General features: G+C 38.6%; 9 protein-coding genes. 4 read left to right on the forward strand and 5 right to left on the reverse strand.

What is annotated here, in order from left to right:
- Window positions 1-30 precede the first annotated feature (30 nt).
- Window positions 31-1,401 carry an MATE family efflux transporter gene (locus O0550_RS07470; RefSeq protein WP_003344554.1) on the reverse strand — a complete coding sequence of 457 codons (1,371 nt, stop codon included), beginning with the start codon at window positions 1,399-1,401 and terminating at the stop codon, window positions 31-33.
- Window positions 1,402-1,856: 455 nt separating this feature from the next.
- On the opposite strand from O0550_RS07470, the gene O0550_RS07475 reads away from it, so the two are divergent.
- From O0550_RS07475 to O0550_RS07485, 3 genes are all read left to right on the forward strand, one after another.
- Window positions 1,857-3,446 carry an Ig-like domain-containing protein gene (locus O0550_RS07475; RefSeq protein WP_258425961.1) on the forward strand — a complete coding sequence of 530 codons (1,590 nt, stop codon included), beginning with the start codon at window positions 1,857-1,859 and terminating at the stop codon, window positions 3,444-3,446.
- 414 nt (window positions 3,447-3,860) lie between these two features.
- Window positions 3,861-4,724: a tyrosine-type recombinase/integrase gene (locus tag O0550_RS07480; RefSeq protein WP_003346261.1), complete on the forward strand. Its 864-nt coding sequence runs from the start codon at window positions 3,861-3,863 to the stop codon at window positions 4,722-4,724.
- A gap of 64 nt (window positions 4,725-4,788) precedes the next feature.
- The gene (locus tag O0550_RS07485) at window positions 4,789-5,610 is read left to right on the forward strand and encodes a hypothetical protein (RefSeq protein ID WP_035319375.1); all 822 of its coding nucleotides are present in this window, start codon (window positions 4,789-4,791) and stop codon (window positions 5,608-5,610) included.
- A 254-nt stretch (window positions 5,611-5,864) separates the two neighbouring features.
- Here the strand turns inward: O0550_RS07485 and O0550_RS07490 are convergent, their stop codons facing one another.
- The 3 genes from O0550_RS07490 to O0550_RS07500 all read right to left on the reverse strand — a co-directional run bounded on the left by O0550_RS07490 (window position 5,865) and on the right by O0550_RS07500 (window position 14,656).
- Window positions 5,865-9,698 carry a sugar-binding domain protein gene (locus O0550_RS07490; protein WP_258425962.1) on the reverse strand — a complete coding sequence of 1,278 codons (3,834 nt, stop codon included), beginning with the start codon at window positions 9,696-9,698 and terminating at the stop codon, window positions 5,865-5,867.
- 138 nt (window positions 9,699-9,836) lie between these two features.
- Window positions 9,837-12,980, reverse strand: coding sequence for an S-layer homology domain-containing protein (locus O0550_RS07495; RefSeq protein WP_258425963.1), 3,144 nt, complete (start codon window positions 12,978-12,980; stop codon window positions 9,837-9,839).
- 512 nt (window positions 12,981-13,492) lie between these two features.
- A complete protein-coding gene (locus tag O0550_RS07500; RefSeq protein ID WP_003342359.1) occupies window positions 13,493-14,656 on the reverse strand; it encodes a TolC family protein in 1,164 nt (387 codons plus the stop codon).
- 311 nt (window positions 14,657-14,967) lie between these two features.
- Between O0550_RS07500 and O0550_RS07505 the strand changes: the two genes are divergently transcribed.
- The gene (locus O0550_RS07505) at window positions 14,968-15,624 is read left to right on the forward strand and encodes a YigZ family protein (protein ID WP_003342357.1); all 657 of its coding nucleotides are present in this window, start codon (window positions 14,968-14,970) and stop codon (window positions 15,622-15,624) included.
- Window positions 15,625-16,100: 476 nt separating this feature from the next.
- On the opposite strand, the gene O0550_RS07510 is transcribed toward O0550_RS07505, so the two are convergent.
- Window positions 16,101-17,216: a glycosyltransferase family 4 protein gene (locus O0550_RS07510; protein ID WP_003342355.1), complete on the reverse strand. Its 1,116-nt coding sequence runs from the start codon at window positions 17,214-17,216 to the stop codon at window positions 16,101-16,103.
- Window positions 17,217-17,222 lie beyond the last annotated feature (6 nt).

A 17,222-nucleotide genomic window follows, 5' to 3' on the forward strand; every position in this document is an offset into this window, starting at 1 on the left:
GTCTCTTTTGTCATGTATGATGCTGTATTTTTATTCCGTATTACCCTCGCTGGCCATTCTCGCGGTTTTCCTCTGCAAATGCAACAATCGCCACATTAGGAAAATAGCCCCAACAGCAAGACCTACAATTAAACCAATCCAATAGCCGAATGCACCTAAATCGGTAATTTGTACCAATAAAAATCCAAGTGGTAAACCAATGACCCAATATGAAATCAAAGCAACAATAAAAGTAATGTTTACGTCCTTATAACCGCGCAGCGCTCCTTGAATAGGGGCGGCAATCGCATCAGACAACTGGAAAAAGATGGCATATAATAAGAAATGCTGAGCCAGCTCAAATACTTCAATGTCATTCGTATAAAGGGAAGCCACTTCTTTGTTGAATATAACCAAAGCTGCTGAAAATAATAACCCCAGTGCTACGGCAATGCCGATTCCTAAAAAACTGTACTGACGTGCATCCTTCATTCGTTTTGCCCCTACCTCATGACCAACCACAATCGTTAACGCCATGGCGATACTCATCGGTATCATATATAGGAAGGAAGCAAAATTCATTGCCACCTGATGGGCAGCAATCGTAATGGTATCGAATCGACTCATCAGCAGAGTAACAGCCGCAAAAATACTGGTCTCAAAGAAAATGGAGAATCCAATCGGCAAGCCTAATTTTAAAATTTCTCCCCATGTCTTAAAGGAGAGCTTATGAAGCTTACTAAACAATCCGTACTCCCGAAAATTCCCAACACGTAAAATAACAAAATAAGTAATCACCAAAATAATCCAATAGGTAATAGCCGTCGCTACCCCTGCACCAACCCCACCTAATCGTGGCAAGCCGAATTTACCGAAGATTAACAAGTAATTTAATACAACATTAATCGGTAAAGAGATGAGGGAGATAAACATAGTGACTCTAGTCTCACCCAAAGCATCGATGAAGCAGCGCAAAACGGTGTAGACAAAAAGCGGAATGATACCAAAAGCAAGTGCCAATAAAAAGTTCTGAGCAACCCGGTGCACCTCTGGTTCCAGCTTCATGCCGCCCAGGATGGCAGGAATGGCAAATATACCAATCACAATGACAGAGAGTGCGATTGCCACACCTAGATAGATTCCTTGAAAAACAATATAAGGAACCTTTTCCTTCTTCTGCGCCCCAATCATTTGGGCAATGATTGGAGTGACCGCTAACAGAATTCCGTTTAATCCGGTAAAAACAGGCGCCCATATACTAGTCGCAATGGCTACGCCCGCTAAATCATTCGCCCCAGCATGTCCAGACATAATCGTATCAAAAAAGGACATTGCAAAAAGAGCCACCTGTGTAACCATGATTGGCAACAGAATGAGTAAAAAATGTTTCGATTTTTGAGATAAGTTGTAAGTTTGATTCATAATTGACCCCTGTATTTTTTTGGATAATTACAAAGTCTAATTATAACATAGTTTGGGTTTTTTATTGGTAGTTTATGTGAAGATAAAACCTTTTAAATTAAGGAATAGCCTATATTTTATATTTTACGTAATTTATAGCATTTTTACCTATTAAATTCGCTATATTTTTCCTATTTGTAAACATAACATTTATTTATACAGTTTATGGTAAACTAATGATTTACCAATGGATATCCAAGTAATGGATTTCTTTATTTCTATATTGTGGGTATATCCGTTGCTTAGAAATCCGTTACAGCCATATTCCTTTTTTCTACAAATGAAAGAGTAACATACTACTGCTAAAGCTTGGTAATAAATAGAGTTTCCTAATTTACAGTATATTACAAATTGTTGTGAAGGTATGTGCTATTACCTCTACAATCGCTCAAGGTACAGTAACAGAACCTCAATTCTTGCAAGTAACAGTAAATGAAGGTCAAAAAGTAACTGTTGCTGATCTTCAAAAAGCTGGTTACACTGTAGAATTCCAAGCAACAAAAGCTGTATTTGCTAATAACGACACAACTTCTGCTACTGGTGAGCTTAAAAACAACCTAACTGGTGCAGATAACTTTAAGTATAAAGTAGTTGTTTCAAAAGACAATGAAAAGTTTGAGTCTGCTCTAGTATCCGTTACTGTTTTGGATGCTCAAGTAGTTATCGAACCAACTGAAGTTAAAATGATGGAAAAAGGTGCTGCTATTGACAAAGCATACGCAACTCTTGGTCAAAGCCTAAGCATCGCTATCACAAAAGGTAAAAACTTCGCTGGTGAAGTTCTAGAAGCAGAAGCTGGTTTCCAAGCTGATAAACTAGCTGATACAGCTGAATTCACTTCTAGCCAACCTTCTGTAGCTCTTGTGAGCAAAGATGGTAAACTAAACCTTCTAAAAGAAGGAACTTCTACAATTACTGTAAAAGTTGGCGAAAAAACAATCTCTTTTGACTTGGTAGTTAAAGCTACTCCTGCAGTAAACACTATCCAAGAAACAACTGCGAAATTGAAATCCGATGAGAAAAAATTGGAAGTAACTGTGATGGATCAACACGGTGCTGAATTCAAACTAGCAGATGTTGCTGGGCTTTCTGTAGCAACTCAATCTGGTAAAGATACTGTAGTAGCTCTACCAGCAACTGACGCACTTAAAGCTGAGAACGGTAAGCTTGTTGTTAACTTCGCAAAACTTGCTGAAGGTACTGACACTCTTGTTATCAAAAACGGAGACAAACAAATCGGTACAGTTGCAGTTACTGTTGTAAACCTAACTGATAAAGAAGTAGATTCCTACAAACTAGTTCCTGAGAACAAAGATGCTGATCTTACTTTGGACATCTTCAAAGCAGATGACAACAAAGTAAATCTTAAAGTTCAAAAATTCGTTGGAGATGTATTGAAAGGTGAAAGCACAGATGCAGATGCTGGCTTCAGCTTCAAGTCCTCCGATGATAAAGTAGCAACTGTTGATGCAAGAACAGGTGAAGTTACTGCAGTAGCTGCAGGTAAAGCTGTAATCTCTTATCTTGAAGGTAGTGTAGTGGTTGGTACAGTAGAAGTTACTGTTGAAAACTCTACTCCACAAATTACAGACGTGAAGCTACAAGAAGGCAAAACTGCTGTTGTAGTTGATGCTTCTAAAACAGATGCAGCGCTTCTAGCTGACCTGTTTGACGAGCTAGACGTATTTGCTGGTGAGAAAAAACTTCCAGTAACTATCGATATGCTAGCAAGCATCGCTGACTCTGAGAACGCAATTGCGATCACTGGAGGCAAAGTAACAATCAAAGCTGATGCAGCTAAAGATGGTAAAATCGTAATCACTTTCTCTGATTCTTATGGCAAGCTTACTAAAGACTTCGATCTTAAAGTAACTAAGTCCGAACAACCTGCTCAACCTGGTGAAGGACAAGAGCAGCAACAACAAGAACAACAACAACAGCAAGAACAACAACAGCAACAGCAAGAACAACAACAGCAAGAACAAAAAGATCAGCAAGAAGGATAATTAATCACCTATAGCTATTTAGTTTGTACATCCATTATTATATGGATAAATCATAAAGAGAGAGACCCTCATGGTTCCAAGGAGACTTCTCCTTAAGCCCTTGAGGGTTTTTCTTTACATACATAACACACCTCCTTATCACAGGAGGGCTACCCTATCAAAACGAGTGGGTAAGAACTGCATGGATACAGCTAGGACGACACGCATTGAGACCACTCTATGTATGTCGTCCTTTCCCTATATTTTGGTAAAAGGTTACTTTTTTGTTCAGAATATTAAAATATAGAATTCTTATACATAACGTTATAAAGCAGGAATAATGGCAACAATGATTACTACACGTCAAGAATGTTTCTAACGAAGATCACTTCCGTACATGAAGCCTACTCTCTAAATAAAAGGTGGATCGCTGTAATGTTATTGATGAATACCATAGAAATCTTTCTAGAATACATGTCATCTATCGGTCGAAGTGAAGAAACCATCTCAGGTTACGGAAAAGACTTAGTGCACTTTACACGTTTTCTTGATTGCAAATATAACTGTGAATCTTACATTGAAGAAATAACTGTAACCGATTTAGAAGAATATTTGCATTACTTAAAGGAAGAGCGCGGTTATGCTCCTGCTAGCAGGCTACGTAATCTTCATACGCTCCGGTCATTTTTTGCTTATGCCTACAAAAAAGAGCTAGTCGTCCGTAACATCGCCCTGTCTGTTGAGAAAATCAAAGTACAGCAGAAAGAGCGAACATACTTAACGGAAGACGAAGTGGAACGGCTCGTCCATGCCATTGATCATCTTCTCATTCGTCTAGTAGTCATTGTCTTGTATATGACAGGTTTACGTATCTCAGAGTGCCTTAATCTTACAGTAGACGATGTGAATTTAGAAGATAAGGTAATTCATGTAGTAGCCGGTAAGGGTAACAAGGATCGTCTAATTCCCATCTCACTCCGATTACTCCCGTTACTACAGGAATACGTTCAGGAGAAGCGACCAACTACAGCCTCTCCTCTCTTCTTTTGCACCAAAAAGACAGGGATGCTATCTCCTGTCTACGTTAATAAGGAAATCGCCGAAGCCGTAAAAAGGTTAGGCTGGAAAAAGAAAGTAACAGCTCATATATTGCGTCATAGTTTTGCTAGCCAGCTTGTAAAAAATGACGTTAATCTCGTACAAATTCAAAAGCTACTGGGACACTCTTCGCTAAACGTTACCAGCATCTATACGCACACCAATCTAGATCAACTCAGTGATGCCATTAACACCCTGTAAGCCCTAGATACAGAAACGAACTCATCACAATACATTTCATCAAACATACCTGGGAGTGTTGAAAATGGAATTATCAACAGAGAAAAAACCTATCTATGATGAACGCGTAAATGAAATACTGCGTGGACTGATAGAGGGGAAGTCCAGAGACCTTTTAGCTAAGGAATTGGGACATAAAAACTACAAAACACTAGACATCTATATGCGCCGGAAGAACTTCGTCTGGGATCGCGATAAACAAACCTATGTGCCAGCCTATAATCGAATCGAGAAATGGGATTCAAGCAAAGACCTTGTCAGTTCATCTAAAATATCTACGATCATCTCGCTGTTTCAAAAAGAAGGCGCTGATGCGAAAACCATTGCAAAACGCTTAGGATTTAGTGATCACCGCGAGCTAGCTACATATATGAAATCAAAAGGCTATAAGTGGTCTTCGGATAAAAAGAATTATGACAAGCTAACCGGGAAATTTGCAGAAGAAGCATTTTCCACTCCATTCCCTCCTACAGTACAAGAAGAGGAACGATCCGTAGAGGCTTCAGGAGCCCTTCAGAGCGTTGCAAAAGCTAGCCGTATAGATAAAGGGGAACCAGGACAATTAGAGACCTATCTGCCCATTTTGGAGCTTCTCGACCGAAATAAGGATCGGTTAATTGATCTCATTGTGCCAGGATCGGAATCAGGTAAGGTACCACGCTATGCTGTGCCTGGGATTTTTGTCACGAAATCCGTGCATATGACTAATACATTAGATCAAATGGTCAGGGAATATAGTAAAGAGAAGAATATTAGTCAACGGGATATTTTTGCGGTGGCATTAATTGAGTTTTTTCAGAGGTACGGGTATGAGAGGGAGATTGAGACGTTGTTGGGGAGGATGTAGGGGATTGGTGGTTATGGGTTTCACTTTAAAAAGTATCCAAATTTCATAAGATGTCTTATAGTTATTGGCTGGTTAAAAATATTCAACAGAGATTAAAATTGCTTTCTAGTAGATAAAAATTTCAGCTTCAATAAGTTTATGTTAATAGTATCTGATAGATAGAGAGCCCCCTAGACTCAGCAGTAATGCTTTGTCATAGGGGGCTCCTTTTCTTTTTTTACTTCAACGAATTAATGAAGATATACATTCTTTAATTAAGGATTTACTGTACCTTCAAAAGTAGCCTTAGCTGCATCAAGAGCATCTTTAGCTGCTTCTAACTCAGCTTTCGTAGCATCAGCTTTGTTAAATACTACTTCTGCTTTTTGGATTTCACCATCATATGCATCTTTAGCTGCTTGAGGATATTCTCCTGTATTACTTCCAGCTACTGCTACTTTATTTTGTTCTTTTGCATCTTTAATCGCATCTTTAAGAGCATCTTTAGCTGCTTGTAATTCAGCTGCTTCTTTTGCTACTTTATCAAACTCAGCACGAGCATCTGTAACTGTTTTCTTAGCAGTAGTTACTTTTCCTTCAAGTTCTGTTTTTTCTGCACCAGCAACCACTTTATCTACAGCAGTCTCTGCATCTGTAACAGCTTTTTCAGCTGCAGTTAGGTTAGTTCCTACTGTTAAATCTGCTTTAGCTGCAGTTTCTAGAGCTTCTACAGCTGCTTTAGCATCTTTTAGTGCAGTTGCAGCGTCGCCATCAAATTTTGCGCGAGCATCTGTAACTGTTTTCTTAGCAACAATTACTTTAGCAGCAAGATAGTCTTTATCTGTCCCAGCAGTAACTTTAGCTACTTTATCTTCTGCATCTTTAAGTGCCGCCTCAGCAGCTTCAAGATTGCCTTTTACAGTTAGATCTTTAGTAATCTCAGTTTCCAATGTATTTACCGCAATTTTTGCTGTTTCTAAGATGGTTTTACCCTCTTCAGCTTTTTTCAAGTCTGCGATTTTAGCTTCAGCATCGTTTAATGTTTTGAGATTCTTAACCAAAGCTTTAGCATCTTTAGATAATGCATCATAAGCACTACGAGCAGCCTTAACAGCATCTTCATCAGTTAGTTTCAAATCAGCAAGTGCTGGTAATGCTACAATAGAATTGTCTACTACTTCTGCTTCTTTTTTAACAGTATCAGGATCTACGCCTAGTCCAGGTTTGAAAGTAACGGTATATTCACCAGTTAATTTTGTACCTTTATAGGATTCCAGACTCTTAGACAATGTAATTACATTCGATTTTTCAGAAGTTGAAAGTGTACCATCAGGTAAGGAGATGATTACAATTTCATAACCATTTTGAATGTTATTATCTGCATCAGCTACTTTTAGAATAGAACCTTTTGGCAGATTCTCTCCATCAAGTAAGTAGTTAGCTGGGTTTACAGCATTCTTTACAGTTCCTGTGTATTGAACTCCAGAAGTAAATGTCAATTTAATAGTGTCTGCACCGCTACCATTAAGTGCACCCTCTACACCATTATATGCTGCTCCCGCACGTTCACCTTTAACCATGAAAATATCATCAACAACTACAGATTCTGGTTCAATAACAAAAGCCTTGGTTAATGTTGCAGCAGTGTTACCTACATCATCAGAGATTGAACGAACAACAAGTGTCCAGTTTTTATCTCCGCCATCGTTCACAATTTCTTGTGGACTTTTTTGACCATCTGCTAGAGTTACCTCAAATTGTTTATCAGCTTTATTTTTGTCAGTGTAATTCCCAAATTTACCCTTAATAGTTACATGGTTTCCATCTTTATCTTTACCTAAGAACTCAACAATCGGTGCTGGAATACCAGTTGGCTGACTTTGAGATGCAGTATCATGTCCTCCATCTTTGCCAGGCAATTTTACTGGTTTACTCATTTCAACATTAAAGCTATCTTTTGCGATTTTAGAAATCTCTTTAATTGTTGGGCTTGTTGTATCCGGAGTTGTCATAATTGTATCATTAAGCAACATTTGGATATCAGCATTTTGTTTGCCATTAGCTGGGTTAGTTACAGAATTTGCTGGGATAAATAGACGATATTTATCGTTGTAGTAATTTAATTTAGTTCCTTCAGTATCGTAAATTTTTGTCCAGTCTTCTGTCAATTCGAATACATATTCATTTTTATTTTCAGGAGTATCATCCATAGCTAATACAGGAGTGATATTATACTTACCAGTTGCATCAGCTACATTTACCCAACTTTCAGTTCCATCAGTATTTTTAACAGCTACTTGTAGTTTTACTTTATCAGCTGTTAGACCTTCAACGATTTTGTTAAATGTTACACGGAACTGTTCTGGAGATTCTACCCCTACAGTTGCTACAGGAACAGCAGTATCAGCTTGTACATCAAAGTCTAAAGTTTGGCTTGTAGAGATGTTTTTGTTATCTGTCAATCCAGCAAAATCATAAATAGAAGATAACTGAACAGAATGTGTTCCCGATGTTAAGTAGTTTTTAGTTTTAATGGTTAAGATATCACGTTTATCTTCTAAAGTTGCTGGATTAAATACTCCGAATGTCGCAGACTCAACTTCAGTAATACCACCGTCTAGTGAAACATCTGCTTTTGCAATTGCTTCTGAGAATTTAACTACTACAGTTTTCAAATCTTGAGACACAGCAGAAGTCGCCTCTGGTTTACGAGCATCAGTTAAGATGAAATCTGCTTTTGTAGTTTGTGGTCCAACATTAGTTTGTTGAACAAACTCCACTTTCACAGCTTTGTTATCGTAAAGATATTCATCTTTAGCTAAAATTACTTCCAAAGCTTTGGAGTTTCCGGATACTGGTTTCAAACCAACTACCTTTTTAGAAACACCATCTTGGCTCACGTTAATTGTAGTTCCATCTTTAAGAACTGCAATACCTCCGTTTACCTTAAACAATTTAGTAGTTTCATCATATTGTACAAAGTCAGCAACAGTAACTTCTTTATTGAAATTAACAGTTACACGGTCTGCTTGGTTAGATCCAGCAGAAACCACTACAGGCTTATCTTCCACTCCAGGTGTTGGATCAAGATTTACCTTGAAATGAACATTCTTACTTCCCACTACTTTACCGATCAAGTCTTTGTAGTCACCAGAAGCTTCGATAACCTGAGCATCAATCTTAGCCACTAAGTCTTTTTGGCTAAATTCAGAAGTTAATGTTACAGAAGCAATACCATTTTGAACTGTTACACGAGTGTTAGCCAAGTTGCCATATGTAGTACTAAAAGCAACTACTACGTTATCAGCATTAACATCAACTTGACCAGTTACTTTGTCTAACAATTTAGCTGTAATTACTAGGTTATCAGAACCATTAGCAAGAATTTGATCACCTGCAGCATTAGTAGTTAACTCAAGGTTATATACATCAGTTACAGCAGGAGTTTTAAATTTACTTTCATTTAAAGTAACTGGTTTGCCATCAACTAGCACATCTTTTGCAACTACTGTATATTCAGCATCGTAGCTAAGACCGGATACAGTAAGAGTTACTGTTTTCTTATCTTCGCTTAGAGTTGCAGCGTTAACAGAAGCTCCTGCGATAGTGAAGTTTTTAGCATCGATAGAATCAACTGCTTTATTAAATTTCACTTCGACTTTTGTTTTTGTAATAGCACTTACGCTTTCAACATTCAATTCACCAGGAGTAACTGGTTTTTGCTCAGGTTGCATTTCTTTTTTAGTAGAAACGTTACCTTGAGCATCTACAGCGTAGAAACCTTCTTCGCCACCGATTTTTTCGAAGTCTTCGCTAGTTACTGTTTTGTATTCAACTTCTTTACCAGCTAGTTTAGCATCCATCAATTCTTGCAATGTAGCTGCTTTACCATCCCAGTTTACATAAAGAACGCTGTTTTCAACATTCTCTAGACCGGAATCATATAAATCTTTGACTAGCATTGCATTTTGTTTAATGAATGCATCGTCAGAATAGAATCTGTCCACTTTTCCACCAATATAAATTCCGCCAGATGCTGCGAAAGCAGAAGTAGCCATGCTAGTTACTAGTGCTGTAGATAGCACTGATAGGATTACTTTTTTATTCACTTACTACCCCTCCAAATATCGTATATTGAAGTATCTAATTTGCTTGTTTACATAACATTTATGTATTGGATAGATTAGAGACTTAGGTCTCTAATCTATCCATACATTTTTGCTTATAAGACTGACGACTGTAACTTATTAAAACTTGATTTTTAGATCAAATTTTTCTTTGCCTACTTTTACATAAGCTTCGTCAACTTTTTTGTAGCTCTTAGTGAATTCGAATTTACCATTTTTAACTTCTGCAGTAAATTCTTTGTCGCCAAGAACGATTGTTACTTCTTTTTCATCTTTCAAATCACCAGTTAATTTACCAGCGATCTCATAACCATAAACTCCTGGAATTACTTCAGTAGCTTTTTGTGTAGTGATGTCTAGATCCCCATCTTCACTTGGATCTGGTTTTTCACCATTCCATTTTTGTTTTAGGAATTGATCCATTAGGGTTTCTTTGTTTTCATCTTTCTTCAGGTAACCCTCAGTTTTTGCATCATCTTCGCTGATAACATACAATACATAATCGATATCGTCAGAATCATCATCAGTATCAACTAGTACTACATAGTCATCAGTGTCAATTCCGCCAAGGTCTTTACCGTCTTTGTCGAAGTAAACAACATCTTTGTTAAGTCTTGCTTCTTCTTTCTTAGAATCTGCAGTGCTGAAGTAGATCTTCTTAGATTCTGTTTTTGTTACAAATGCAGGAATTACAGCTTCTACACCAGCATCTTCATGTTCAGAAGATTTGATAGTTTCGAATTTGTACTCGTCACCGCGAGCGTTAACGATGATTTTAACGTCATCCTCTTCGATTAGGTTGTCGCTATCTACGTTGTAACGGATGAAAGTTTTCTCAAGCTTGTCGCCATTGTCACCATCATATTTGAATTTATCTTCAACCCATTTACCGTCGGCATTACGGTGTTTGATTTGTAGGTAGTCTACGCTTCCTTGAGTGAAAGCTTCAGTAACCACACCAAACTCAGAACCAGTTGCAAGACCTTTGGAATCTACAACGAATACTGTTTCTAGATCGCTACCGTCTACAGTGTAGTAAACTTCAGCGTCTTTCTCAGCAACGTCTTTCCATTTCAAGATCTTAGGACTTTTCAGTTCAGCTTTGCCACCTGTAGTCTTAAGCTCCTTAGTTCCATCAATCAACACAGTGCTGCTGTTATACTCATACGTTTTACCGTTGATTCTAACTGTCTCATCGCTCTTCTTGGAGTTTTTGCTCCATTCAGATTTGGATAGAGATTTTACTTTAGAAGGATCTTTCATTTCAACTTTTTCAATATCACCGCTTGCATTCATTTCGATTTCTGCAAGGATGAATTTTTTGTCGTTAGACAAAGTTAGGTATTCTTTAGCAAGTTCGTCTTCTTTTTTCTTCAAGTCGCTGAACTTGTCGCCTTTTTCGTTTTTGATATATTTGCCTTCTAGTTTAACTGAAGTAGTTTTACCTTTTTCAGTGAAAACTTTGAAGACATATCTATCGTTGATGTTATCCCAAGCACCGGAAGTGGAGATAACAGCCAATTGTTTACGATCGTTAGCTTCGTATCCTTCGATGTGGCGAATACGGCCTACAGCGTCAAGATAGATTTTAACTTTTGTACCTTCAAGGTTCTTAACATCATCAGAAGAGATATTGTCTTCGATTTCCTTGTCTTTGTCTTTCGCGAAAGAAGCATTTCTGAAACGGTATTCTTTACCGTCGATGCTGATGCGGTAGTCGCTTTCAGACTTCGTACGAACTTTTTCAACTTTACCTTCAACTACAGTACGGTTAGCGAAGATTAAAAGTTTGTCTTTGTTACCGTCTGCACGGTATGCATGGTAAACGTCCATTTCTTTAAGGTCAGCCAATTTAGCTGGTTTACCATCCAAGAATACTAGGTAGTCAACGCCTTCTTTTTTACCATCAAGAGATAGATCTTTACCTACCAAAGTAGTGACTTTCTTGTCAGATACTTTTTTGATAAGCTCAGAACCGAAGTGGTTGTTTACCCAGTTTTGGTCGCCACTGCGATCGTCAACGATGCTTAGGTAACGAACTTCATTCTTAGTGTTAAGAACTAGCTTAACAGAATAAGCATCGTCAGCTTCTAGCAATCTTTGTAGAGCATCTTGTACATCAGATGCTTTTGTAGCGCGCTCAAAGTTGAACGTTACAGTTACATCTTCAGCCAAATCGTATTTTTTCTCGCTATCAAGTTCTAGAGTAAGTTTCTCGAACTTGTCTTTTTTGATTTGGTCTTTGTCTTTAGAAGGAGACAATTTTTTACCATTAACATGGATAGCTTTGTATTTATCGAAAACAACTGTTTCGTCTTCGGAACCTTCCATCCATACTACAGTGTTGTCTTTGTCTTTGATCCATACTTGTACGCGTTGACCAGCGTAGTCGTTAGCATTGATGCTGTCAGCAACTTTGTACTTCACTTTGTTGAAGAAAGATTTGCTGTCAGAAGTCAATTCTACTTCGTTGTATTTCAAAGATCCAAGACCGATTACTGGTACGTTAGAAACTGAAGGAAGATCTTCAGGTTTGTTACGATCAGTCATAGTCCATTTTGTATCGTAAACATGTACATGTAGGTACTCAGTTAGAAGGTTCTTACCAGCAAGAACTTCGTGATTGTTGTTAGATCCAACAGTTGTTTGTTTCATTAGATCAACGCGAAGAGAGTTGTCTAACATCTTCAATACGTCACCACGAACAGCTGGTTTGTTAGCATCGATAGTTACGCCATTGGAAATTCCCAAAGTGGACGCTTGTGCGATGAAGTTGTTTGGCCAAGTACCTTTTTGAAGTGCCATTGGCTCATAACCTAGTGCACGCACCAACATAGTAGCTGCTTCAGCATATGTTACTGTGTTGTTTGGACGGAAAGTTTTGTCTGGGTAACCTTTTGCAAGGTCTTCGCTAACTGCGATGCTAACCCAACCTTTGAACCAGTCAGTAGCAGTAACGTCTTTAAAGAATGGATTGAAAGTTGCAGTGTTTGCAGCTTGCTCAAGTCCACGAGCACGTACCATCAAAGTAGCGAACTCAGAACGTTTGATTGTTTGGTCAAGGTTAAGGTTACCTTTTTCATCCCCTGCAGCCAAACCAAGTGCTTGCAAACGTTTGATAACTTTCTCCATGCTTGGATCTAATTGTGGTGCAGTAGTTTTTGTTTCTTCTGTAGTTTTTGCTGCTTCTTCTGCTCCTGCAACAACAGGAACTACGGATAGTGCTAGTGCACTTGCCAATAAGCTATTAACAACCTTTTTCATAACCTTAGGTTCTCCTCCTCTAGTATATAACAATTGATTTTGGGATATCTTATTACTAGTTGTCTCTTTCTTTTTCCAGCCCGAATCCTGCAAGCGCGTTTCACCCCCTTTCGCAGGATCGCATATAGAAAGAACAAAATCCTTCATAAATTACGCAAAACTAGCGAATCATGTCATAAAAGTGCAACAGTCATTAGTGTATCATAGTTGCTAGACTTCGTGAATCCTTTTTTAGGAATCTAACCGTAATTACTTCGACATACTATTAAACGCATAGGATTTTAAAAAGTTGCGGTTGTTGCGTACATTTTTTTAAAAAACTTTTCGTAAGTTGATAATTCTGGATGAATTGAGTCACAAAGGTAATTATAAATATCGAATTTCCAATTGTCACCTACAATCTTTTTCCATTTTTGCTACCGCATACCAAAAAAGAGGGGATAGAATAATCTATCCCCTCTTTGACTGTTTGCCTACAAACAGTTGGTAATTCCCCTATTTTTGTGTATTTATTAACCTTTAGTTGATTGCAAAACGGCATTTTCGTATGACATAACAGCCAGGTTTAGCTGATGCAAATTCTTTTGATAGCTGTTTTCCGCCTTAGATAGCTCTTCCTCAGCAGTAACTACCTCAACTGCTGTTGCCAAGCCGTTCTCGAAGCGTAACTTAGTTAAACGATAGTTCTCTGTTGCAGCTTCTGTACCCTTTTTAAGGGCTTCTAGTGCAGTTTTAATTGAATTTAGGTTGTAGTAGGACTGCATGAGATCCACTTTGACTTGATTTTGTGCTTGTGTTAAAGCTAATTTATTTGTTTCGTAGTCATTCTTAGCTTTTTGGCCCCCGAATCCAGAGAGGATCGAGTACTTCTCAATGACTTCCAGTTCTTTTTCTGAGTTTGTAATTTCTTGTTGAGCAGTTAGGATGTCTACATGTTCTTTTAATGCTTTGTTGATTGCTTTTTCAACATCCATCACTTCTACATTTTCACTTGTTTGTTTTGTCAGTAGGTTCCATTTTTTATTCAGGTCTACACCCATAAATTTGTTAAGCTCTAGTCTGGCGATGTCTTTTGCAGACTCAGCTTGAGCAACTGTAGCCTTAGCCTGAGCTACCCCTGCTTCTGCTTGCAATACATCCGTTTTTGCACGTGTACCTACACCAAATGCTGCATTAGCAATTTTCAACTGAGATTCGGAACGTTCCAGACTTTGTTTTTTTAATGTTAAATCATCCTCAGCATTTAACAAATCAAAGTATAGTTTCTCTGCACCTAGCTTAAAGCTACCCTCAGAACGTTTCAAGGCAAGCTTCCCAAGCTTCTCCTGCCCCTCTGCTTTAACCGTTCCTACATATTTACTAGTCGCAGTGCCAACATCTTCAATCATGCCTTCCTTGATTTTAGTACTAGTGAAAGCAGCCGCGTTTGCGCCAATCATCGCATTATCCACAGCAATCTTTGCTTTTTTATAGTCCAGATTATTTTCTAATGTAAGCTGTACCGCTTTTTCAATAGTAAGATCGTTAGCTCCTACTTCTTGTTCCTTCTTAACAGTCACTTGTTGAGTTGTTGCTGGTGCTGCTGTAGTGGCTGCCGCAGCAAGTCCACTGCCTGAAGTCATAACCATCGCTGCTACTGTTAGAGCAACCCATTTTTTTGAATAAGGAAAATTCATATCTGTACACTCCTTCTCTCTTACCATTCGATTTATGAAACTTTCACGTCTATCTACATTAGTACCATACCATATTTGGCGTAAATTGGTCTCTGGCAAATCATTCGTATTTTGTTACAGATTTGCTTAGACTTTGATTTACTTCATCCTAAGTCTTGTATACAACACTCAGGTCTCTTATGCAAATTGCTTGTATTGCAAATGCATTTTTCCTTGTACTCATTTACAATACGTCTACTATCTGCAAAAAATTACACAACGTTTGCAAGGTTCTCTGTTTCTCGTTATGCTGGTAGCATGAGGTGATGCAAATGTTACAACATTATAAAACCCTGGCTGGCTACGGAGAAGATGAGATCGTTATTGAACGATCCCGCTTCATTGGTTACGCACAGCGTGTAACTACAGAAGAAGAAGCGACTGCTTTCATCGCTATGATAAAGAAAAAGCATTGGGACGCAACCCATAACTGTTCTGCATTCGTCATAGGGGAGAATGACCAAATCCAGCGTTCCAGCGACGATGGTGAACCAAGCGGCACAGCTGGAAAGCCCATATTAGAATGCATCAAAAAAAATGGGGTAAAAGATACGGTTGTTGTGGTAACTCGCTACTTTGGTGGTATCAAATTAGGGGCAGGCGGGCTGGTACGCGCTTATACAGCAGGTACGGTCACTGCATTGAAAGCAGCCGGCATCGTTGCCCACATTCTTCACCAAGAAGTAATCATTTCATTAGATTATCATTGGTGGGGGAAGGTGGAAAACGAGCTACGACTGGGAAACCACCGAGTAGCAGGTATTGATTACGCCGATTCCGTAACCGTTCGGGTACAGTTGCCACAAGGAGAGGAAACAACCTTTATCGAACGAATCACAGATCTTACAAATGGTAAGGCTACACTGACTCTCGGAAATAAAGAGTATGTAGAGCTACCCGTCGAAGCCATTCAGGAAGATACCGAATAAAAAAGGGATGACATCTTGAAAGATTATACAAAACCAGCATCTACTTACTATACGCATAAAACCATTTGAAGGTTGCACCTTCCTATTAGACAAATGGTTTCCTATACAACTATATAAGGATTATTTGTGAAATACTAGACCTTACTCGTATGAACAAGCACTTGCCAAATTACGGCAGGTGTTTTTTATTTCTAACTTTGCACCTATATTAATGAAGGAAAATTTACAGACAAAGATTTATTTCTTAAAAAAATCAAACACGCAACAGTTCATTTCCCGCTTATTTTCAACCCTAACACATACATAATCCGTTTTTGTTTGCCTACTTTTCTCTCCTAATGTCTAGGAGATGAAAAGTGATCCATCAATTTTTTGTCACTACCTTTTAAAGCTTGGGCTCCATGTTTATCGTTCGTAATTTTTTCATCCGTGTCTAAAATAAAAAAGAGCCGCTGATTGAAGAGCGGCTCTTACTTTTATTGACCTCGACGCATCGAGTTGCTTACTTTTAATTTTAAACGTTCATAAGCATTGAGGATTGGACGGTGCTTACGACCAACCAAGCCTACAATTTCGGTCACCATGTGAATGACAAACCCTAAAACAGCCAGAATAATAAGCGTCATCCAAATGGTATGCTGTGCGTTGGTTACCTTTGTAAGCAGGATAGCTGCTCCACCAAAAAACGCACTCATTCCATAGATTGTGATAACTGTTGTTCGATGGGAGAGTCCCATATTCAACAAGCAGTGGTGCAAGTGCCCTTTATCTGCACTGGAAATTGGTTTGTTATTCAGAATACGGCGTACAATCGCGAAGAACGTATCCCACAACGGAACCCCCAGAACCACAATTGGAATGATAAAGGAAACAAATACCGCTTCTTTAAAGCCCATAATGGAAAGAGCAGCTAAATTAAATCCTAAGAATAACGCTCCTGTATCACCCATAAAAATTTTGGCTGGATGGAAGTTAAAATAAAGGAAGCCAATGATTGCTCCAAGCAAAATGAAGCAATACATCGCAACACCAGTATCCTTCATGATAATCGCCATAACACCCATAGTAGCTGTGGCAATACCAGACACACCAGCAGACAGTCCGTCTAATCCATCAATCAGATTAATGGCATTAGTGACCCCAATAATCCATACCATCGTAATTGGAACGGCTAGTACAGCTAACCAGCCTGCGGAGAAGTCTAAGCCAACATCCCCGAATGGAAGATTCACTACTCCAATCTTCAAGCCAAACCCGATTACGACAACCGCTGTTCCGATGATTTGCCCAAGCAGCTTCCACTTAGGTGACAACTGATACTTATCATCGAGAATCCCGGTGATTAGCACAATCGTTCCACCTATAAAGATTCCCAGCATTTCATTTGTTAAAGGCTTTAAGAAAATAAAGAGCGCCACTACAAATCCTATAAAAATCGCAAGTCCACCCATGCGCGGCATAATTTTGGTGTGTACTTTTCTATCGTTGGGAGCATCAACTGCTCCAATTTTTATTGCTAGTTTTTTTACATATGGTGTAGCGATAAAAGCCACAACCATTGCAGTCAACAGTCCGAAGACATAACCAGACATGATGTT

The sequence above is a fragment of the Brevibacillus halotolerans genome (assembly GCF_026891775.1).
Lineage (GTDB): Bacteria > Bacillota > Bacilli > Brevibacillales > Brevibacillaceae > Brevibacillus_B > Brevibacillus_B halotolerans.

Bases quoted from the DNA above. Each gene is read 5' to 3' on its own strand.
- O0550_RS07510 (WP_003342355.1), bottom strand. From the start codon at position 17,216: ATGTCTGGTTATGTCTTCGGACTGTTGACTGCAATGGTTGTGGCTTTT.
- O0550_RS07500 (WP_003342359.1), bottom strand. From the start codon at position 14,656: ATGAATTTTCCTTATTCAAAAAAATGGGTTGCTCTAACAGTAGCAGCG.
- O0550_RS07485 (WP_035319375.1), top strand. From the start codon at position 4,789: ATGGAATTATCAACAGAGAAAAAACCTATCTATGATGAACGCGTAAAT.
- O0550_RS07470 (WP_003344554.1), bottom strand. From the start codon at position 1,401: ATGAATCAAACTTACAACTTATCTCAAAAATCGAAACATTTTTTACTC.
- O0550_RS07505 (WP_003342357.1), top strand. From the start codon at position 14,968: ATGTTACAACATTATAAAACCCTGGCTGGCTACGGAGAAGATGAGATC.
- O0550_RS07495 (WP_258425963.1), bottom strand. From the start codon at position 12,980: ATGAAAAAGGTTGTTAATAGCTTATTGGCAAGTGCACTAGCACTATCC.
- O0550_RS07480 (WP_003346261.1), top strand. From the start codon at position 3,861: ATGTTATTGATGAATACCATAGAAATCTTTCTAGAATACATGTCATCT.